At 56.5% G+C, this 20,947-nt stretch carries 16 protein-coding genes; 10 read left to right on the top strand and 6 right to left on the bottom strand.

Features of this window, described 5'->3' with window-relative positions:
- Nucleotides 1-331: 331 nt before the first annotated feature.
- A complete protein-coding gene (locus tag HZB34_05620) occupies nt 332-1,669 on the bottom strand; it encodes a 2-dehydropantoate 2-reductase (protein ID MBI5315431.1) in 1,338 nt (445 codons plus the stop codon).
- A gap of 135 nt (nt 1,670-1,804) precedes the next feature.
- Between HZB34_05620 and HZB34_05615 the strand changes: the two genes are divergently transcribed.
- Nucleotides 1,805-2,533, top strand: coding sequence for an NAD-dependent deacylase (locus HZB34_05615; protein ID MBI5315430.1), 729 nt, complete (start codon nt 1,805-1,807; stop codon nt 2,531-2,533).
- 95 nt (nt 2,534-2,628) lie between these two features.
- On the opposite strand, the gene HZB34_05610 is transcribed toward HZB34_05615, so the two are convergent.
- A complete protein-coding gene (locus HZB34_05610) occupies nt 2,629-3,345 on the bottom strand; it encodes an HAD-IA family hydrolase (GenBank protein MBI5315429.1) in 717 nt (238 codons plus the stop codon).
- 139 nt (nt 3,346-3,484) lie between these two features.
- Here HZB34_05610 and HZB34_05605 point away from each other — a divergent pair, with 139 nt between their 5' ends.
- From HZB34_05605 to HZB34_05565, 9 genes are all read left to right on the top strand, one after another.
- Complete coding sequence (locus HZB34_05605) at nt 3,485-4,618, top strand: response regulator (protein ID MBI5315428.1); 1,134 nt, start codon at nt 3,485-3,487, stop codon at nt 4,616-4,618.
- A 580-nt stretch (nt 4,619-5,198) separates the two neighbouring features.
- The gene (locus HZB34_05600) at nt 5,199-7,985 is read left to right on the top strand and encodes a valine--tRNA ligase (protein ID MBI5315427.1); all 2,787 of its coding nucleotides are present in this window, start codon (nt 5,199-5,201) and stop codon (nt 7,983-7,985) included.
- 3 nt (nt 7,986-7,988) lie between these two features.
- A complete protein-coding gene (gene nadC / locus HZB34_05595; protein MBI5315426.1) occupies nt 7,989-8,876 on the top strand; it encodes a carboxylating nicotinate-nucleotide diphosphorylase in 888 nt (295 codons plus the stop codon).
- A gap of 199 nt (nt 8,877-9,075) precedes the next feature.
- Nucleotides 9,076-9,918, top strand: coding sequence for a biotin--[acetyl-CoA-carboxylase] ligase (locus tag HZB34_05590; GenBank protein ID MBI5315425.1), 843 nt, complete (start codon nt 9,076-9,078; stop codon nt 9,916-9,918).
- Nucleotides 9,919-10,043: 125 nt separating this feature from the next.
- On the top strand, nt 10,044-10,835 hold the full coding sequence (locus HZB34_05585) for a type III pantothenate kinase (GenBank protein MBI5315424.1): 792 nt from the start codon (nt 10,044-10,046) through the stop codon (nt 10,833-10,835).
- A 297-nt stretch (nt 10,836-11,132) separates the two neighbouring features.
- A complete protein-coding gene (grpE, locus tag HZB34_05580; GenBank protein ID MBI5315423.1) occupies nt 11,133-11,732 on the top strand; it encodes a nucleotide exchange factor GrpE in 600 nt (199 codons plus the stop codon).
- Nucleotides 11,733-11,772: 40 nt separating this feature from the next.
- Complete coding sequence (gene dnaK / locus HZB34_05575) at nt 11,773-13,692, top strand: molecular chaperone DnaK (protein ID MBI5315422.1); 1,920 nt, start codon at nt 11,773-11,775, stop codon at nt 13,690-13,692.
- A gap of 74 nt (nt 13,693-13,766) precedes the next feature.
- A complete protein-coding gene (gene dnaJ, locus HZB34_05570; protein ID MBI5315421.1) occupies nt 13,767-14,891 on the top strand; it encodes a molecular chaperone DnaJ in 1,125 nt (374 codons plus the stop codon).
- A gap of 179 nt (nt 14,892-15,070) precedes the next feature.
- Complete coding sequence (locus tag HZB34_05565; protein MBI5315420.1) at nt 15,071-15,829, top strand: 16S rRNA (uracil(1498)-N(3))-methyltransferase; 759 nt, start codon at nt 15,071-15,073, stop codon at nt 15,827-15,829.
- Between the two features lie 70 nt (nt 15,830-15,899).
- Here HZB34_05565 and HZB34_05560 read toward each other — a convergent pair whose 3' ends face one another.
- From HZB34_05560 to HZB34_05545, 4 genes are all read right to left on the bottom strand, one after another.
- Complete coding sequence (locus tag HZB34_05560) at nt 15,900-17,042, bottom strand: hypothetical protein (GenBank protein ID MBI5315419.1); 1,143 nt, start codon at nt 17,040-17,042, stop codon at nt 15,900-15,902.
- A 168-nt stretch (nt 17,043-17,210) separates the two neighbouring features.
- A complete protein-coding gene (locus tag HZB34_05555) occupies nt 17,211-18,905 on the bottom strand; it encodes an IPT/TIG domain-containing protein (GenBank protein MBI5315418.1) in 1,695 nt (564 codons plus the stop codon).
- Between the two features lie 143 nt (nt 18,906-19,048).
- Nucleotides 19,049-19,507: a RidA family protein gene (locus tag HZB34_05550; protein MBI5315417.1), complete on the bottom strand. Its 459-nt coding sequence runs from the start codon at nt 19,505-19,507 to the stop codon at nt 19,049-19,051.
- A 126-nt stretch (nt 19,508-19,633) separates the two neighbouring features.
- Nucleotides 19,634-20,791 (bottom strand): phosphopentomutase, encoded by a 1,158-nt coding sequence (locus HZB34_05545; protein ID MBI5315416.1) that lies wholly within the window; start codon nt 20,789-20,791, stop codon nt 19,634-19,636.
- Between the last annotated feature and the right edge of the window lie 156 nt (nt 20,792-20,947).

Raw genomic sequence — 20,947 nt, 5'->3', positions numbered from 1 at the left:
CCGCTATAACTTGAATACCATCTCATACGTCTCCCAGAGCATCCAACAATCAATGGCTCCTGGAACCTTTTCAGCTCCACCCTTGGAGGACCCAACGGTTGCGACTCAGCCACGTGCGTCACAGCAGCAGAAACCCACGGGGTCGGAAACATTCTACGCTATGACCAGTTCCATGACTGACCGACAAGCTGAACACTCCCCTCCACGTCCGCACATCGATAGAAATGCAGAATGTCCCGATTTTCGACTCTGCGCGCGTCGAACGAGCACATTCCTATCGTGCGCGTTCTGCGAGCAAGAAGGATGGTTGCCTGTCCCCTCGCCTCCCCTGCTAGCAATTCTTTGGCCTCGTGTCCTTCCCCGTTCCGATCGTCACCTCGATTCTCGTCACCCCCTTCACGTTCGCGCACAGATCTCCAAGCCCCGGGGTGACTAATCGAAACGGTCCGCCCTTCGATTCCGGCAACGGTGCTCCATCGAGCTCATAGACCAACACCCCGAATGATTTAGCCTGCTCCAGCGTGAGACAGGCTGAATACTTTCCGTCTCCCGAATGTACCGCCACATGATCGGCCTTGATCGCCAGGGCCGGGACATCCAGCAAAGCTTTGAGGCGAATCCCTTTGCCCTGCATACCTGGCATCACGGTCGAAATATCGAGATGCTGTTCTGCCGGTAACGATGCGATCGCAACACGATCGAGCGAGACAGGCTGCACCACCGCCCCCTCGATCCGCAGGATGCCGGGACCGGTTCGATCCCGCTCCGTGATGGTCTTTATGACGGCCGTCAGCATATCGTTCAGCGGCGTCGGGATGCCGAATTGCCGTCCGAGCTTCGCGACATACCCATTGAGAAATTCGATCTCAGTCGGGCGACCGGCCTTCCAATCGTCATACATCGAGGTATGGATATCCCGAATCTCCTGAGTCCAACGCACGACCTTGTCCGCCATATCGGCAGCAAGCGGTACCTTCGCTGTGGCCGCCACTGCCACAATTTCACCCACGAGCTGGTGAATCACTCGCAGCATCTCGGGATGATCGAGCGCCTTGGCCACCTTGTCGTCGATCAACACGGTCAAGGGGTTGAAGACACAATTCCAACAAAGCTTCTCCCACTTGCTACGCCTGATGTCGTCGACCAGCTGGCAAGGAATCCCCGCCTGCTTGAAGAGGTCCGCGATGGCCAACAGGCGAGCGCTGTGATGGCCCATCATCTCTCCAATCGCCACAGCCCCCTTCTTATAATGATCGATGACGCCCGGCTCAGCGATCTTGGAATAGATATAGGCGATCCCGCCGACGACGCAATCCCGGTGAAAACGCGCCACGATACGGTCTTCGGTGTCGACTCCATTCTGCAGGGTTAGGATGACGGTCCGATCCGTCAGGACCGGCTCGATTTGGGTGAACACCTCATCCAGATCATAGGCCTTGACGGAAAGGATGATCAGATCCGGCTTCGGGAGATCTCGCGGATCGGACGCAGCCGGTGGATGGACGGTGAAGGAACCCTGGGCACTGCGGATCGTGAGGCCATTCTGCTTGACTGCTGCGAGCGTCTTGGGCCGGAGCAGGAACGACACGGAAATATTCGCTTGTGCCAACTGTGCGCCGAAAAATCCACCGACTGACCCAGCCCCGACCATGAGAATCTGTTTCATCATTCACCTCACATAAGAAAGGGAGGCGTACTATACCACGCAGATTCGCCACCTCGAAATGCGCTAGAATCGACGCCGGTTGATAGGTAGATAGGCTGAAGGCTGTTAGGGGGCCGGAGATCACCTGGGTAACTAAGAATGGCCACCGACGAGCAGATTCTTCTCGCCCGCGCACACCTCGCCTCCGCCCGGAACGTGACTATCCTCACAGGAGCTGGCATTTCTGCCGATAGTGGCGTACCGACATTCCGAGGAATTGATGGTTTGTGGCGCAATTTTCGCGCGGAAGATCTCGCAACCCCGGAGGCCTTTGAGCGGGACCCTCGGCTGGTCTGGGAATGGTACAACTGGCGGAGAGAATTGATCGCCACCAAACAGCCGAATCCTGCCCATGACGCGCTCGTGGAGCTTGAACGGCAATGGACTGATCATATGTGGCTGATTACGCAAAATGTTGACGGACTCCATCGCGCCGCCGGGTCACAACGCCTCTCCGAGATTCACGGCAATATCTGGAAGGTTCGCTGTACAGGCTGCGGCGACATCTCTGAAAACCGGGAGGTCCCTCTTTCCATCTTACCGACCTGCCGGCTGTGCCATGCACAACTTCGGCCCCATATCGTCTGGTTTGGAGAATCGCTCTGGGAGGAAGACCTGCGTCGCTGTGACCAGGCCATCCGTAGCTGCGACCTCCTCCTTGTGATCGGCACGTCAGGAGTCGTCTACCCAGCCGCAGGCTTTGCGTCAGTCGCAAAGACAGTCGGAGCACTGGTCATTGAGATCAATCTCGAGAGCACCCCGCAATCGAACCTCGTTGACCTCTCGCTGCAAGGCCGCGCAAAAGATCTGGTTCCGCAGCTGCTTTAACCCGGTCTGTTCGGTCTATCTGGTCTATTCGGTCTGTCTCGTGTGATCGGTTTGAAAACTAACCAGATCGACCAAATGAACCAGATAGACCGTTTTTAACGTCCTAACAGTGGAAGCAGTTCCTCTAAGGTTCGAATCACATGCCCGCCCGGCGCCTGAGTGCGCCCTGTCCGATCCAACAACACGCCGGTCAGCCCAGCCCTTGTTGCGCCTTCCAGATCATCCCGGACACTGTCACCCACATGCATCGCTTCGTCCGGATCGAATGCGTGTTTTTCAAGCGCGATTTCGAAAATCTTCGATGCCGGCTTGGCAGCCTTGGCGAGGCTTGCAATGGTGACGGTATCGAAGAACCCGTCGATTCCGAGCCCCCGCATTACAGGGAAAAGCCGAGAGTCGAAGTTGGACAGGATCCCCAGCTCGAACCCCTCTTCACGCAGCCTGGTCATCACGGCATGAGTTTCGGGAAACAAGACCCAGGAATGAGGATCTTCAAACACCTGAAACACCCGCTCGAAAAATTCATCGAACCGCGCGAACATCCCGACGCGATAAAACACGTTGTGCACGATGTCGAACCACCACAGCCGCTCACATTCCTTTAACCTGGCAGGAACGGTTGTGGAAAACACCGGCGGCGGCGCGTCGCGAAATGCGCGCTGAAAGGCTTGCGTAATCAATGCCTGGGAATCAGGAGTCTGCCGAAACCCATGCTGAACTGCATGAGTCAAGTAGATCTCCGCCACTGAGCCCTTGACGTGAAACAGGGTCTCGGCTGCATCGAAAAAGATGACCTGGATAGGGGTTTTCATTGGTCGTACATTCCTACTGCGGCTGAATTGTAGTCAGTTCAAAAATCTGAAGTCAAAACGCGCATCTATCATGCGATTTCTTGACAAAGAATACCCCCACTGTTAGCTTCGATATAGTTCAATAACATTGGAGGGTTAGGTGGCTTCGACCATCTTTGTCGTCGACAGTAGTCCCGCCGTCCGCCGGTTGGTGGAGGAGATCTCGAAACCGGAAGGATGCGATGTCGTGGGATTCCAGGATGGCCCAACAGCCTTGGAAGCGGCACGCCGGATGAGTCCGAATCTCATCATCGCGGACTATCATTTGGAGAGCATGACCTTCTCGGGGTTCTGCAAAGAAATCCACAAGCTGGATAACCTGGCAGAAACCTATATCGTCTCCCTCACCAGCCCTTCCGATCGTGTGGATGAAGGCCACCTCCGTTCGCTGGGGGTGAAGGCCTTTCTTAACAAACCGTTTCAGTCCGAAAGCCTCATCGACGTGATCAAGGACTTGGAAACACAGCAGGCATCCAGAAAGAACGGAACAAAGAAGAAGTCTCGCTCCTGGCCTCCCGTCTCAAGCTCAACCGACTTCGATGATGACGCCCTCGACAATGACAACGTAACCGAGGAAGAAGAGGAACAGGCCATCACACACAACCCCCAACCGAAAGATCCCCCCGTGACTACCACCAGCGCAACACAGGCCTCAACAGCCGGCCCGGAAGAAGCGATGAAGGGCCTCTTTGGTCAACTCCTTCAGTCCATGTCGGAACGGACGGAAAAAAAGATTGTCGAGCTGCTCCCCAAGATGGTAGGGAAAGATCTCGCAACCCTCGTCGCCAAAGCGGTGGAAACAGAGGTACGCACACAAATGGGCGAGGCCATCTCGGAAACGCGGTTGACTCAGGCGCTTGAACCGTTGATCATGGGAGCGTTTCCGAAAATCCTCTCACAGGAAATGTCTCTCTTCACACCCATCATTCGTCAGAGCATTTCCGAAGTCGCGAGCCCCCTGATCAAAGAGCGCATCGATCAATTCGTCCGCGAAGAACTCAACGCTGTGCGCACCGCCCTGTCCGATATGGTACGGGGGGAACTCCAATCACTTGAGGGACTCGTCAAAGCAGAGATTCAAGAGGCCGCCGCCAAACAGACTTCTGGTGTGGTTGAAGCCCTCGTTCAGACAACGGCCCAAACGCAGGTTGAACAGGCCGTTCTACATCTCGTACCAAACCTAGCCGAAGAGCAGATTAAAGCGGAGATTTCACGCCTCACACGAGCTGCCTAGCAGGATGCTGAAAAAGTCTGCCAGCTCTCGGGAAGGTTGAGGTTTAGGCTAAGGTTAAGGCGGAGATGGAAAGAGTCTGATCTTTGCTCAACCTCGACCTTAGCCTCAACCTGCTTCGCTTTACCCTTTCTTGCCCTTCTTAGCCTTCCCCCGACTGGCTGCCACCAAGGCCTTCTTCCGTGCAATATTCTTTCGATGCTTCTTTCTCGTCTTACGGTCTTTCTCACGCCCTGTGGCCATAGTCTCTCCAAATTGTAAAAAGTGGAAGCGGAACGAATCCTTCGCCCTCGCCTTGTGTGGGTCTGTATAACATAGGGCTCGGCACCCCTCAAGTCGAGAATGCAGCTGGACAGGCTTTTTCAGCGTTCTCAGGGATACGCCTATCTGTGTCTCCCACGTCGCTTTGAGAGGGCGCCATCCGCATGCTAAGATGCCACGCGTTTCAAGCGGGGCGTGAAACCGCACGGCAGTTGACCCTCATAAAACCCGTGAAGCGTATCTCGTGAAGCGTCGTTCGTTTCCGGATTCTGACGTTTCACGCTTCACGCTTCACGCTTCACGAACGACGGATGAAAACTTGATGAGCACACCTCAGCTCGATAAAATCTACGACCCCAAAGCGGTCGAAGCGCGTTGGTCTCAGGTCTGGAGCCAGCAGGGCTATTTCCATGCCTCGCCGACTCATCCAGGCCAACCATACTGCATCGTGATTCCGCCACCCAACATCACAGGCTCACTCCATGTCGGCCATGCGTTGAACCATTCCCTACAGGACATACTGATACGCTGGCGACGTATGCAGGGCCTCAATGTGCTCTGGCTTCCGGGCACTGATCATGCCGGGATTGCCACACAGAACGTCGTGGAAAAGCAGCTCATGGCCGAAGGCCTTTCCCGGGAATCCCTTGGACGCGAACGTTTCATCGAGCGGGTCTGGCAATGGAAGGCGGCCTCTGGAGACACTATTATCCGTCAACAGAAACGGCTCGGAGAGTCCTGCGATTGGGATCGTCTCCGCTTCACCATGGATGAAGGGCTCTCGAAAGCCGTGCTCGAAGTCTTTGTGCGGCTTTATGAAGATGGACTAATCTATCGTGGAGAACGTCTGATCAATTGGTGCCCGCGCTGTCTGACGGCTCTGTCGGACATCGAAGTTGAGCATGAAGATGTGAAAGGGAAGCTCTACCATATCCGCTACCCTCTTGTGGACGACCCACACCATACCCTTATCGTGGCCACGACACGACCGGAGACGATGCTGGGCGACACGGCAGTCGCAGTCCATCCCGACGACCCGCGTTATCGCCATCTCATCGGGAGAAAAGTCCGTTTGCCGTTGACCACACGTGAAATTCCAGTTGTGGGCGATCCGATCTTGGTGGACCTCGAGTTCGGCACCGGCGCCGTGAAAATTACTCCGGCTCACGACTTCAACGACTTTGAGGCTGGTGAGCGCCACAAGCTACCGCGAATTTCTATTTTCACCGCACGAGCTGAAATGGACGGGGTTGGACTCCACGAAGCCCAAGTTGATCCGTCGTTGAATCTCGCGTGCAAGCCTGTCCAAAAAGCACGCTCAGCTGTGGTGGACGCCTTAACAGAACGCGGTCATCTTGAGAAGGTCGAAGACCACAAGATGGCGCTCGGGAAATGCTATCGCTGCAAGACAGTGGTCGAGCCCTACCTGTCTCCTCAGTGGTTCGTAAAGATTCAGCCACTGGCCACACCAGCGATCGAAGCTGTCGAAACCGGAAAGATTCGGATCATCCCGGAAGGCTGGACCAATAACTATCTCGGTTGGATGCGGGACATCAAAGACTGGTGTGTCTCACGACAAATTTGGTGGGGGCATCAGATTCCTGCGTGGTACTGCACGAAATGCAACCACGACCATATATTAAAGGCCGGGCACTCCGTCGGAACATCAGGAGAAGATGACCTCCCTCCCGAAGTGACAATATGGCAGTATACGTTCACGCAAGAAGCGCAACCGATCGTGTCACGGTCTGCCCCCGCACAGTGTCCCGAATGTGGCGGTCAGGATTTTTTGCGAGACCCCGATGTCCTCGATACCTGGTTCTCCTCTGCCCTCTGGCCCTTCTCTACACTGGGATGGCCTGACCGCACGCCTGAGTTGAAGACCTACTATCCGACTTCGACCCTCGTCACCGGACTCGACATTCTGTTTTTCTGGGTTGCCCGCATGATCATGATGGGCCTGAAATTCATGGGCGATGTCCCCTTTCGTGATATCTATATCCATGCCCTTGTCCGTGATGCCGACGGGCAGAAAATGAGCAAGTCGAAAGGCAATGTCATTGATCCGTTGCATGTGATGGAGCAGTTCGGCACCGACGCGCTCCGCTTTACGCTCGCGTCGATGGCCTCGCCGGGACGCGACATTAAACTTGCCGAGGAGCGGATCGAAGGCTACAGGAATTTTTCGAACAAAATCTGGAACGCAGCCCGCTTCAGCCTCATGAATCTCGATGGACCGCGAACGGCCATACCGCCATCCGAACGGACCTTCCCCGATCGCTGGATTCTGAGCCGCCTGAACCAGACCATCCAGTCGGTCACCTCTGAGTTGGAGGCCTATCGATTCGACCGCGCAGCGAATGCCCTGTACCAATTCATCTGGCACGAGTACTGCGACTGGTACCTCGAACTGATCAAGCCCACCCTTCAAAACTCGGCGAGCCCGGAAGGGTCAGGGACCAGACAGACCCTTGTCGAGACGCTCGAAACGACCATGCGCCTGCTGCACCCCTTCATGCCGTATCTCACCGAAGAGATCTGGCATACCCTCCCCCATCAGGGTGAGAGCATTGTGGTTCAGAACTATCCGACCCCTGAATCTTCGTGGACAGCGCCGGAGATGGACCAACGATTTACACTGCTCGAACAGACCATCAGCCTGGTACGTACCTCGCGCGTCCTATTGAACTATCCACCAGGGCAACAGACCACGTTCTACGTCGCACATGACGAGCAGCAGCGACAGGATCATCTACATGAACTCCGAAGCTACCTCGCCCATCTCGGCCGCGGCACTGTTGATCTGGCCCCGCCGATCAGCTGGCCGACCAGCAACCTCCTGAGGTTGGTGACGGAAGGCTTATCCGTCGGTATGACGGTGGCGGGCGACGTGGATCTCAAGAAGGCGCTGGATCGCATCAACAAAGAGCAATCTGAACAGGCGAAGGAGATCCAGCGGCTGGAAGGGAAACTGCGCAATCAAGAGTTTATTGCCAAGGCCCCACCTGATGTCATTGCCGATCATCAGAATCGTGTGAAAAACCTGCGCCGGGATCAATCCATGCTCGCCAGCAGTGCACAACAAGTACAGGGCATGCTGGGGTCGTAATCGATGATCATCCCTCCGGTTGCCGATATACGGCGCGCAATTCGACTGGCACTCCAAGAAGATCTCCCTGTAGACGACGTCACAACAGCCGCACTCTTTCCCTCTCCCACACCGGCGCTTGCCCGCATTATTGCCCAGCAACCGTTGGTGGTCGCTGGTCTTGCCGCTGCCGTGCGAACCTTTCAGACCGTGGATGCAGCCCTTGCCTTATCCATCCATCGCCAGGATGGGGAACGAGCGCAGAGCGGAGATTGTCTCCTCCAGATCGAAGGAGACGGGCGATCCATCCTGAAGGCCGAACGAGTGGCCCTGAACTTTCTCCAACACCTCTCCGGCGTCGCAACGTTGACGCGTCGATTCTGCGACGCGGTGCGAGGATACCCCGTGGCCATCCTCGACACGAGAAAGACGATCCCAGGCCTACGCGCCCTTCAGAAGTGGGCGGTCCTCCTCGGAGGAGGCGCCAATCACCGCCAGTCGCTGAGCGACGCAGTCCTCATCAAGGACAATCACCTAGCCCTCTTGAGCCACACGACGAGGCCGGTCCAGACTGCTTGCCGCAAGGCAAGGTCCAACAACCTTCGGACCATGAAAATTATTGTTGAAGTGGAATCGTTGGCAGATGTGCGACAGGCCCTCGCAGGACAAGCCGACATCATTCTCCTCGATAACATGAGCGTGGCCGCAGTCCGTCAAGCCGTCCGGCTGATCAAGGGGCGAGCGCTCGTCGAAGTATCCGGCGGCATCACATTGAAGAACGTTCGAGCGATGGCAGCGGCGGGCCCGGACCGCATCTCCATCGGAGCCCTTACCCATTCAGCCCCTGGCGCGACCATGAGCCTGGTGGTCGAGCCGCTTACGGGCAGATCCATAACGCATGAAGAAGGCTGAGGTTGAGGTTAAGGTTGAGAATGGTGGGAGTGCGTATGGGGTCAGGCACCATTTGTGCGCAGCGTCCTTCAGGTCGTTCCGACAAATGGTGCCTGACCCCGTATGTTCAAATGCAAGGGTCACCTGGTCGGTCCTCGATTGCGCGCGTCGAACGAGCACATTCCTATCGTGCGCGTTCCGCGAGCAGGAGGACGACCAGGTGACCCGCCCCTTCTCACCGCTCAGCCTTGATGCAATCCGCAACACATTGGCCACGCAAGCCCTCGGCCATCGCATCGAACTGCGCGATCATATCGATTCAACGAACCGAGAGGCGGTCGCCCTCGCCCACGCTGGTGTTGAGCACGGCACCGTCATCGTAGCCGAGTCCCAAACGGAAGGCCGCGGCCGGCTCTCGCGACAGTGGTTTTCTCCCCCGGGCGTCAACCTCTATTGCTCCATCGTCATCAGAAAACCGATCCGCCACGATCGGCTGGCCGAGTGGCTCTCTTGGCTCCCGTTACTGACTGCCCTGGCTGCGGCTGAATCCATCGAATTGGTTGCCGCAGCCGGCGTCGCAGTCAAATGGCCGAACGATATGCTCCTCGGCGAACGCAAGGTCGGCGGCATCCTGTGCGAAAGTGGAACGGGAGCGCGATCTGAGCCGTTTCAAGTGATCGGCATGGGGTTGAACGTCAACGGGGATCGGAGCGAGTTCCCAGAAGACCTGCGAGAAACGGCCACAACCATCTACCAAGAAACAGGACGCCGCGTCGAGCGCCATCGGCTTCTTACGCAGTTCCTGCATGAGCTCGAAGCCTGTCTTGTCGAGTGTGAGTCCCGTGGATCGGAACGAATCGCTTTGGCGTACCGACAACGCTGCAGCACAATCGGAAAGCACGTCAAAGCCACGCTGACCGACGGCAAGGAATTTGTGGGACTCGCCGAAACTATCGAGCCAGACGGGGCGTTGCGAGTCATCCAACGCCCCCTTCCCACCGATGGCCGCCCCCCGGAAATTCAGCGCCTGCGCGTGGCTGACATCATCCACCTGAGAACATGAGCCGAGCGTTTTTTGGTGTGTTTGGTCTCTTTGGTGTGTTTGGTTGACTGAGACAAACGAAACAAACCAGATAAACTGGATGACCTACTGGCTAAACCACCCGATTGAAACGTACAATAGATCCCATGCTCCTCGTCGTTGACATCGGCAACACCAACATTGTCTGGGGCGTCTACAACGACCGCACCCTGGCGGCTCACTGGCGACTGGCCACAGAAGTAAAAAAAACTTCGGATGAGTACGGCATCCTCTTTGTCAGCCTCCTGACAGCAGTGGGAATTCCCCCTCCCTCGATCTCCGGCACCATCGTCTCCAGCGTCGTCCCCGCGCTGACCGGAACCTTCGAAGACATGCTCGAACAATATTTTCATCAGCGTCCTCTGGTCGTCACCTCGGATACGGACACGGGACTCACGCTCCGTTACCCCAACCCAAAGGAAATTGGCAGCGACCGGCTGGTCAATGCCGCGGCTGCGTACCATAAGCATCGCCGCGATCTCATCGTCGTCGATTTTGGCACCGCCACAACCTTCTGTGCCATCACGGCCGAAGGCCACTACCTCGGAGGCGTCATCGCCCCTGGTCTTGGAATCTCGGCGGAAGCCCTGTTCACACGGGCCGCCAAACTGGCCAAGGTGGAATTGATCCGTCCGAAAACCGTGATCGGCACGGACACAGCCGGTAGCATTCAAGCAGGTCTGTTATTCGGTTATGCAGGACTGGTCGATACTGTCGTGCGGCGAATGGAGCAGGAACTCGGACGCTCTGCCTACGTGATCGGCACCGGAGGGCTCAGTTCCATCCTGGCAGCCGAAACCTCTTCCATTCAAAAAGTTGAGCCACTCCTGACGTTAGAAGGTCTTGAACTCCTCTATCGACGAACCCGAGGTGACTCTCCCCCCGCTTTGTTCGTTTAGCCGGATAGCGTGACGCGCGAGAAAGGCGAGACGGGCAGAATGAAGCCAGTTCTGCATTCTGAGTTATGAGTGCTGAGTTTTGAATTAGGAATTTGAAATAGGCAGACGGAGGAACGTTCGAGGATCGATTAGGTAGAGTTTGAAGGCTGATGTCCGAAGGTCAGAAAACTCAGAACTCAGCACCCAGAACTTCAAATCCCGCCAGCCTCGCCGCCCCATGCACAAGTAATTAATTTTTCTGGCCCCGTTGACTTTATACGCCCTATGGCTATCTTCTCACAAACAGAGGAGTCTTGTATGACCGAAGAGCCGAAGAATGCGAATACAATCGAGAGCTTGGACAATCAATCGCCCGGTGATGGCCTCGCGATGCAGGACACAAATCTGGTTGATGAGCTTCAGCAGGCTCTCGCGGCAAAGGCTGATGAGGTGAAAGGTTGGAACGACAAGTACCTCAGGCTTGCCGCCGAGTTCGATAACTATAAACGGTTGAATCAGCGGGACCAACGCGATCTCATTCGGTTTGGCAATGAGCAATTGATCAAAGAGCTCTTGCCGGTCGTCGACAATCTCGAGCGGGCTATCAAGGCCTCCAGGAACGGTGGAACCAGCGAGGTTTTGATTCAGGGTGTGGACCTCACCCTCAAGCAATTAACAGGAGCCTTGACGAGATTTCACGTCATACCGGTCGAGACGGCCGGCCAGCTGTTCGATCCCGCAAAACATCAAGCCGTTGCGTCTGTCGCGTCCGAAAACGTTCCGGAGCGGCATGTCGTGGACGAGTTGCAGCGAGGATACCTCCTCCATGATCGTATCCTGCGTGCGGCCATGGTGAGCGTATCCGCTGGACCAGGCGGCGGCGCATCGGGAACAGACAAGGCGATCGGTTCATCGTAACAACATCAACGACAGACCTAGTATAGAGAGGAGTAGCCACATGGGCAAAGTGATCGGCATCGACCTTGGAACCACGAATTCCTGCGTTTCCATTATGAGCGGCGGTGAGCCGGTGGTTATCGCGAATGCGGAGGGAGCCCGCACGACACCGTCCGTCGTCGCTATCACAGAAAAAGGCGAGCGCCTCGTCGGACAGATTGCGAAGCGCCAGGCGATTACCAATCCGGAGAACACGATCTTCTCGGTGAAGCGCCTGATGGGCCGCAAATTCCGCAGCCAGCAAGTGACAGACGCAATCAAGCGGTTGCCCTATAAGGTGATCGAGGGAGACAATGGCGACGCCTACGTCGAATTGCGCGGCAAACGGTACAGTCCGCCGGAAATCTCTGCCATGATTCTACAAAAGATGCGACAAACTGCGGAAGACTATCTCGGCGAAAAAGTCACCGAAGCGGTCGTCACCGTCCCAGCCTACTTTGACGACAGCCAGCGCCAGGCCACCAAAGATGCCGGCCAGATCGCCGGCTTGAACGTCCTCCGGATCATCAACGAACCGACAGCCGCATCCCTCGCCTACGGCCTGGACAAGAAAAAGGACGAACGGATCGTCGTCTATGACCTGGGTGGCGGCACCTTCGACGTTTCCATTCTTGAGATCGGCGATGGCGTCTTCGAAGTCAAGTCGACCAACGGCGATACCTACCTCGGCGGGGACGACTTCGACCAGCGCGTCATGGACTGGCTGGTCGATGAGTTCAAGAAAGATCAAGGCATCGATCTTCGAAAAGATCGGATGGCCCTCCAACGTCTGAAAGAGGCGGCGGAACGGGCCAAGATCGAGCTCTCCTCGTCGCAGGAAACCGAGATCAATCTGCCCTTCGTCACCGCGGATGCCAACGGACCGAAACACCTGGTGATGAAACTGACCCGTGCGAAACTTGAGCAGCTGGTCGACGACCTGATCAAACGCTCGATCGAACCCTGCAAGAAGGCCCTCTCCGACGCCGGCGTATCCACAAGCGACATCAAAGAGGTCGTCCTCGTCGGCGGCATGACACGCATGCCGAAAGTCATTCAGGCCGTCAAGGAGTTCTTCGGAAAAGAACCGCACCGTGGTGTGAATCCCGACGAAGTGGTGGCCATCGGCGCAGCCATTCAGGGCGGCGTGCTCAAGGGCGAAGTGAAGGACGTGCTGCTCCTCGACGTGACACCCCTCTCGCTGGGCATCGAAACACTCGGCGGTGTCTTTACCAAGCTGATCGACCGGAACACCACCGTTCCGACGAAGAAGAGCCAGGTCTTCTCGACGGCTGCCGACAATCAAACGGCCGTGACCATTCGCGTCTTCCAAGGTGAACGCGAGATGGCGAACGACAACAAGCTGCTCGGGCAGTTCGACCTGGTCGGCATTCCTCCCGCCCCCCGCGGGATGCCGCAAGTCGAAGTGACGTTCGACATCGATGCCAACGGTATTGTCCATGTCTCAGCCAAAGACCTGGCGACACAAAAGGAACAGTCCATCAAGATCACGGCGTCCAGCGGCTTGAGCAAGGAGGAAGTCGAAAAGTTGGTGAAGGATGCGCAAGCCCACACAGAAGAGGATAAGAAGCGACGGAGAGCCGCAGAAGCCAAGAATCAGGCCGACAGTCTGATCTACCAGACGGAAAAGAACCTGAGTGAGCACGGCGACAAAATCTCCGCGGAAGACAAGACCAAGATCGAAGAAGCAGTGGTCGCGCTGAAGAAAGCACTGGAGGGAACGGACCCTGATGCGATCGAGTCTGCCACCAACACCTTGACGACCGCGTCCCACAAGCTGGCTGAGCAAATGTATAAAAACGCTTCGGCGACAGCTGCGGCAGGTGGAAGCGCCGGAACGACAAGTGGAGCCGGTGAGACCAAGACAGATGACAAAGTCGTCGACGCGGAATTCGAAGAAGTGGACAAGGATAAGAAATAAGTTAGAATACCCTCAACGAGACCGAGCTTCGTCGATATACGAGGCTCGGTCTTGCTGCACTTTCACCGCAAGAGATGGCACCTGTGTCGAAGCGTGACTTTTACGAAACCTTAGGCGTCGATCGAACTGCCTCCGAAGACGAGATCAAGAAGGCCTATCGGAATATGGCCCGCCGCCACCATCCCGACCTCCAGACGGGAGAGGCTCAAAAGAAAGCATCAGAAGAAAAGTTCAAAGAAGTCAACGAGGCCTATGAGACGCTGAGCGATCAGCAAAAGCGCAAGCGCTACGACATGTTCGGCCATGCCGGAGCCCAGCAAGGCGGCAGTGCGGACGGCTTCGGATTTGGTGGAAGTGGATTCGGCGACGCCTTCAACGACATTTTCGAGGATTTTTTCGGCGGCCAGCGCGGCGGCAGTCGGGCAGAGCGCGGCAACGACCTCCAGTACAACCTAGACTTGACCTTCGAAGAAGCCGTCTATGGAAAAGACGCCAAACTCAAAATCCCGCGATGGGAAATGTGCGACGACTGCAAAGGGACCGGTGCGAAGAGCGCGGCATCCGTCAAGACATGCCCCAGCTGCAAAGGGGCCGGGCAGATGCGCTTCCAGCAGGGGTTTTTCAGTATCACCAGGCCTTGCGGCCAATGCGAGGGGGAGGGACGAATCGTCACAGAGCCCTGTCCTGCTTGCCAGGGTCGTCAACGCATCTATCGGGAACGGACCATCGCCGTACACATCCCGGCCGGTATTGAATCAGGCATGCGCCTGCGCCTTTCGAACGAAGGGGAACATGGAGTCAATGGCGGCCCGCAAGGCGATCTCTATGTGGCGATTACGGTCAAACCGCACCAGACCTTCAGACGTCAAGGGCAGGATATTCTCTGCGACGTCCCGATACATATTGTCACCGCCATACTCGGTGGGAAAATTGAGGTCCCCACGCTCAAAGGCAATACGGTCCTCAAAATTCCAGCCGGCACACAGCAGGATAAGACCCTGCGCATCAAGGGCCTGGGTATTCCCAGCATCAAGGGCCAGAGTACCGGCGACCAATTATTTGTCGTGAAGGTTCAAATTCCCACCAAACTGACCGCTCGCCAGAAGGAATTGCTCAAGGAATTCGGCAAAGAGAGCGGTATGACGGTCGAAGAAGACGGCGATGGTTTCTTCGACAAAATGAAGACTTTTTTCGAATAGCGTCGGGCCCCTCTGTCCAGGTAAATTCATCGTTGCGAGGCAAAGGAGCTGCTGGTAGCTGCGAGGCCGCAGGCTCGAAAAAACCGGAGGCGTATTCGGTGGAATACGTTGAGGCTTTTTTCGAGCCGAGAACGACGCAGATACTTGCAGATCGTTTGCCGTAGCCAGACACCTGCACTATGTCCATATTCTTCGTTGGCCCTGACGCGATCACTCCCCCCACGATCCGCATAACCGGTGATCTCCTCCATCATCTTCGCGATAGCCTCCGCCTACACCCAGGAGATTCTCTCACTCTGAACGATGCATGTGGAACCCGCTATCGTGTAGAAGTGACCCATGTCAGCTCGCAAGCCATAGACAGCCGAATCCTTGATCGGCAGATCGAGCCGACAGGAAGGACCTCGCCCATTGTACTCGGACAGGCCTTGATCAAAGGCGACAAGATGGACTGGATCATTCAGAAGGCGACAGAGCTCGGAGTCGCGACTATCGTGCCCATATACAGCCTGCACAGCGTCATCAAGCCCAACCCCCAACGCCTCGATCATCAACGAACCAGATGGCATCGCATTGCGCGTGACGCAGCGCAGCAATCCGAACGCTGGAATATCCCCACTATCGAAGACCCAATACACCTCGCAGAGATCTGCCAGCGCTACGCCACAGTACCTTTAAAAGGCATCCTGACGGAACGCTCCAGCAACCCCTCACTCGCAACCATATCCTTGCCACAGGACCGCCAGCATCCGATTGTCTTGTTAATTGGGCCGGAGGGGGGATGGGCAGCAAACGAACAGAGCCTCGCACAAGAGCAGGGCTTCCTCCCGCTTAGCCTCGGGCCACGAATCTTGCGGGCCGAGACTGCAGCAATCGCCGCCCTCAGCATTCTCCAATCAAGGCTCGACGAAATCGCCCTTGTCGTTCGTGAAACGTGAAGCGTGAAACGTCCGAATCAGAAAACGAACGACGCTTCACGAGATACGCTTCACGTGTTTGCACCGCTCGTCAGTGGCCCACGGTCATGTGAACGATCGTGCCTTTTTCTCCGCTGGCCCAGCCCTGTGTTCCGTCAGGGAACGAGAGGCCGAACAGAGAGACCTTGGCGATCGCACCCTGCTCTGTCCAGGTAAAACCGCTATCGGTGGTCTGATAGACCATGCCCCGCTCCCCCGCGATCCATCCGGTTTGAGGATCGGTAAAGCGCACTCGCAAGAGATCGGTCAGCTTCGTGCAGTTACGAACGCAGGGCAACGTGCGATCGATCCAATGACGCCCGCCATCTGTTGTGTGAAAAATCGCGCCCGCGTTCCCGACAGTCCACCCGGTCGACGGATCAGAAAAATACACATCGAAGAGTGTGACAGCCCCCTGCGTCTCTTGTGGAGTCCAGGTCGTCCCTCCATCGTCCGTCATCAGGACGGTTCCCACTGCCCCAACCACTGTCCCATGCTGTGCGGTGAGAAATTGTATGCCATAGAGGGCTGCACTGGTCTTACTCGATTGATCGGTCCAATGCAGTCCGCCATCCTTTGTGTGAAGAATAGTTCCGCTGCCACCGACCGCCCATCCTTCATTGGGCGACACAAACGAGAGACCATAAAAAGGCACTTGCGTGCCGACAAGTTGCTGCTGCCAGGTATTTCCCCCATCTTGGCTCCGGCGAATCGTTCCATTGGCTCCGACGGCCCAGCCATGCTTCTCGTCGTAAAAAAAGACGCTCATGAGGCTCGCTGTGGTACCGCTGCCGACCTTCTTCCAATTCTTTCCCCCATCGACCGTCTTCAGAATTGTACCGCCGGATCCGACAACCCAGCCGAGCCAAGGAGTATGAAAATAGAGCCCCATCAGGAGGGCTTCCGTATGGCTTACCTGAGGGGTGACCGTCAGAGGAGAATCAGCAGCCCGCGAGGGCGAAACGCACAACAGGATCATCAATACCATAATCACACGGCATACGCCACGTGACAGAGTGAAGACCCACCATGATTTGGCAGGTATCAGAAAAACTGGATGGGCACACCAAGACGTACCATCAACCCTGGCAAGGATCTCCTGTTTTCTTTTCTGCGCCATCACCCCGTCTCGCTCAAGGGAGTTACCGGACTGTCCTTCACTGCGCGCATCGAACAATATGAATGTTCCCTCCAAGCTTGCTCGTTCTCTCTCCAGGAATGGGGGCTGATTGATCTTCCACTGCGCGCGTCCAACGAGGGGAGTCCGCGACCGCGCGTTGCGCGAGCACAGAAGATCATCAGGCTCCATCCCCTCTCCTGTTCCGCGAGCAAGAAGGACGGTCCGGCAACTCCCTTCTGTCTCTCACTGGCCGGTATCGGCGTCGGGGCGGTTGTTATTGAAGTAGCTAGAATCCGGCATGCCTTCGGCGACAATCGTGAAGGTACCTGCTTCCAGGGTCAGCCACTTCTTCGAGGTACAACACGTATCGTCAGGTTGCACATCCCAGGAACCCCGCCGCACGATCAACGGGCCAGTTGCAAGGTCAGGGAGAAATTCATGCTGCTTCCCTACACCGTAGAGATTCCGACGGGGCACTCGTACAACAATTTCCGTATCGGTCCAAGACACCACCTGCGCCGCGACATTGTTAAACAGCACTTCCGTGCGCGAAACGTTTTCATCCAGCTCTAGATTGTCTCGCCGCTTATAGGCCCCCTGGTTGAGGCGCAAGTCCGCGTGCTCGGCTGTTTTCAAAAACGAGCCGAACCCAGACCCCTTGATCGTGATCAGCTCATCGAGCCCCCCTGAGTGGGGACTGTAGGAATCGATCTTCGGCGTCACGAGGGTGAAGACGCCGGCCTCGGTCTTTAGCGTATCCTTCGTCGCGCAACAGGAACCGTCTGGGTGAGGCATCGCCGCCCCTCGATACACCACAACCGGCCCACTCTTCGCACTGAACGGCACCCATACATCGATGCGATCGTCCTGCCAGCGATAGATGACGGCACGGACTCCGCCGATATCGACTCGGTTCTCTCCCGTATTGAAATCCATGAAGGCGAAAGGGGTCGATCCACTTTCCGAATAGAACCCGAAATGTTCTCCGCTGATCCTGAGCAGAGTGCCGATCGGAGCGGTCGAAGGCGTCATGCCGGTCACTCTTGGTGTGTGAACGGTAAAAGTTCCGACTGTTCGCTCACGGCCCTGCACGGTCAGAGCGATAGGTCCGGTTTCGGCATCCATCGGGAGATGCACGACGATCGTATGATCGGACCACTGAGCGATAGTAGCAAGGTGCCCGCCGAATGTGACTTTGTCACCGGAACCCTTCGCAGCGCCAAACCCCTGGCCGAAAAACACGACCTTCGTCCCGACCGGCCCGCTCACGGGATCGACCCTAATGCTCGGTATCAGCTTCAGAGGAACTGCGTTGCTGACCGTATGCTGGACCGGCGCACAACAGGACCCGTCGGGCAAAGGGTCGGACGAGGCCAATCGCACGACCACGTCACCAGACGCGGCATTCGTAGGGACCTCGACTTCGATCAGGTCATCTTTCCAGCGACGGGGCCTGACGACCACGTCGCCGATCTTCACATCGTTCACGCCGAACATCGTATTAGGGTCGCGGGGGCCTGCCGTCGCACCGAAATGTGCGCCGGTAATCTGCACGGTATGGCCTGGTTCGATTTCCTCCGGTGTCACCGCGGTAATCATCGGCTGTAATATTATTAGTTTTCCAGCTGCCATCCTCTTCTTTCCAGCGATGACTTCGACGGGACCGGATTGAGCATGAAAGGGAACCTTGACCTCGATCAGATCGGACTCCCACCGCTGAATCAAGGCTGGGATCCCACCGACCGTCACCCGATTCATTTGCACAGATCGAAACGTGCCGAACCCCTTGCCGCCGATCGCTACGGTGGCGCCCGGGACAGCCGTTGCCGGATGTAGCTCGGGCGCGGACGGAGCAGCCACGCAGAGACCAACGCTCAGACCTGCCCACAACGTCATCGTCGCCACGCCAGCTCCGAATACCTTTATCAATTGGTTCATCTGGTCTCTTTGGTTTGTTTGGTTTCTTTGGTTTGTCTGGTTTCTTTGGTTTGTTTTGTTTATTTGGTTGGGTGAGCCAGACTAACCGGATGAACTAAATCAACCAAACAAACCAAATGAACCAAATAGACCAAATAAACCAGTCATGAGACAGAGAGAATCAGTTCAATTTCGACGGGAGCCCCGCGAGGCAATTCAGCCGCTCCTACAGCTACCCGTACATGACGACCAGCCTCCCCAAATATCTCAACCAGGAGATCCGAGGCCCCGTTGAGAACTTGAGGTTGCTGCACAAAACCTTCCGCCGACGCCACATGCCCGACGACCTTCACGATCCGTGTAATCCGATCCACCGTCCCGAGTTCCTGCTTGGCAATGGCCAGCGCATTCAGGAGCGCGAGCCTGGCCGATTCCATGCCCTGCTCGACCGTCAAATCACGTCCCAGCTTACCGGAAAAGGCCAACTGTCCCTCTCGCATGGGAAGCACGCCGGACAGGAACAAGAGATCTCCGGCCCGGACAGCCGGAACGTAGGTCGCCAACGGTTTCGGCGGGAGAGGCAACTCTATATGCAGTTCCTTCAGTCTACGTTCGTAAGACATCGCTGTTGAATGTTCAATGGTGAATTTTGAATGGTGAATGTTCAGAAGTCATCAGATCGAGTCCGACTCCGACAATTCAACATTTACCATTCAGCATTCCTAATTCCATTTCACGCGAAACGCTGACTACCCCGCCCGGAGCGCATCGAGAAAACTCTCCCCGACAGGAAGTTGCTCCCCTAGCAGAGCCTCGACAATCGTATGTCCCAGGTCAGCAGCCGAGGTCCTGATGCCAAGATGGACCCCCTGCGCCAACTTCGGCCCAGTGACCAAGAGAGGAACATATTCCCGCGTCGCGACCTGACCCTCTTGTGTGATATCTCGTCCATGATTACCTGTCAGCACAAGCAGGTCGCCTGGGCGAAGCTGTTCCAGCAATCCGGGAAGCCGTCGATCAAAATCATGGAGGGCCGCAGCCGATTGTGCAGCATCCGATTCCAAGACATCAAGCCCTGCAACGATCAATCCTCGTGGAACCTTTTTCAGCATCTTCGTGACCTCGGTAAATAACGCCCCCCATGGTCCAACGGGGAGAGACGAGGTGAGGCCTCGACCGCTGAAAAGATCGCTGACTCTTCCCACTCCAACCAGAATCTGGCTCGCACGGTTCAGCACGTCGAACATGGTCGGAACGGGAGGTTCCACCACGAACTCGCGAGGTTGGGGGCCGAACTTCAGCACACCAGCATCGCCCACGAGGGGGTGGGCCGAAACCCGCCAAATACCCCAGGGGTTCTTGAGTAATTTTCTTGCATCCCGACAGCGTTGAAAGAAATCGTCCCGACGCATCGCCTTCTCATGCGCCGCCACATGGCAGGTTCGTCGTCCATCCGTCCAGATGATCAATGCCCCGGACGAAAGGTGCTCCGCCTCACAGTCGCGCAACATGGCTACATCGGGGGCGCAGCGATTGCCGATGACCTTGCGGCCAAAGACCTGTTCGAGGACCGCGACTACATCGGAAGGAAATCCATTGGTATACTGCGGCAGGGCGTCGGTTGCGATATAGCCTGCCATCTCCCAATAGCCCGCCATGGAATCCACCCCTTTCGAGAGAAATCCCAGGCGACCGAAACATGCTTCCGGCTGCGACATCGTCCGCACACCTCTGACTTCCGCGATATGTCCAAGTCCGAGCCCTTCCAGCGTGGGGAGGGTGAGCCCCCCAACGGCATCGGCCAAATGGGACAAGGTATGGGGGTCGGCGTTGCCATACTCTGCCGCATCGGGCAGAGCTCCGACACCAAGTCCATCAATCACCAGCGCAATGACGCGTGTAATCATGGAAGCACTATAGCAGAGCGAGACAGGCGGGAAAAGCGCGACAGGCAAAGAAGTTCTGAGTTGTGAGTTAAACGCGGGAATAGGGGAACGGGTCAGACAGGCGGGATGAAGCCAGTGCTGAGTGCCGGATTTTGAAGTAAAGACTAGCGGAGCGCA

It is taken from the genome of Nitrospirota bacterium, from assembly GCA_016219645.1.
Taxonomy (GTDB): Bacteria; Nitrospirota; Nitrospiria; order Nitrospirales; family Nitrospiraceae; genus Palsa-1315.
This window is presented reverse-complemented; position numbering and strand designations above follow the sequence as displayed.

Excerpts from the sequence above, each read along its gene's own strand:
- HZB34_05620 (MBI5315431.1), bottom strand. The coding sequence starts at position 1,669 with ATGATGAAACAGATTCTCATGGTCGGGGCTGGGTCAGTCGGTGGATTT.
- HZB34_05615 (MBI5315430.1), top strand. The coding sequence starts at position 1,805 with ATGGCCACCGACGAGCAGATTCTTCTCGCCCGCGCACACCTCGCCTCC.
- HZB34_05610 (MBI5315429.1), bottom strand. The coding sequence starts at position 3,345 with ATGAAAACCCCTATCCAGGTCATCTTTTTCGATGCAGCCGAGACCCTG.
- HZB34_05600 (MBI5315427.1), top strand. The coding sequence starts at position 5,199 with ATGAGCACACCTCAGCTCGATAAAATCTACGACCCCAAAGCGGTCGAA.
- nadC (MBI5315426.1), top strand. The coding sequence starts at position 7,989 with ATGATCATCCCTCCGGTTGCCGATATACGGCGCGCAATTCGACTGGCA.
- HZB34_05585 (MBI5315424.1), top strand. The coding sequence starts at position 10,044 with ATGCTCCTCGTCGTTGACATCGGCAACACCAACATTGTCTGGGGCGTC.
- grpE (MBI5315423.1), top strand. The coding sequence starts at position 11,133 with ATGACCGAAGAGCCGAAGAATGCGAATACAATCGAGAGCTTGGACAAT.
- dnaK (MBI5315422.1), top strand. The coding sequence starts at position 11,773 with ATGGGCAAAGTGATCGGCATCGACCTTGGAACCACGAATTCCTGCGTT.
- dnaJ (MBI5315421.1), top strand. The coding sequence starts at position 13,767 with ATGGCACCTGTGTCGAAGCGTGACTTTTACGAAACCTTAGGCGTCGAT.
- HZB34_05565 (MBI5315420.1), top strand. The coding sequence starts at position 15,071 with ATGTCCATATTCTTCGTTGGCCCTGACGCGATCACTCCCCCCACGATC.
- HZB34_05555 (MBI5315418.1), bottom strand. The coding sequence starts at position 18,905 with ATGAACCAATTGATAAAGGTATTCGGAGCTGGCGTGGCGACGATGACG.
- HZB34_05550 (MBI5315417.1), bottom strand. The coding sequence starts at position 19,507 with ATGTCTTACGAACGTAGACTGAAGGAACTGCATATAGAGTTGCCTCTC.
- HZB34_05545 (MBI5315416.1), bottom strand. The coding sequence starts at position 20,791 with ATGATTACACGCGTCATTGCGCTGGTGATTGATGGACTTGGTGTCGGA.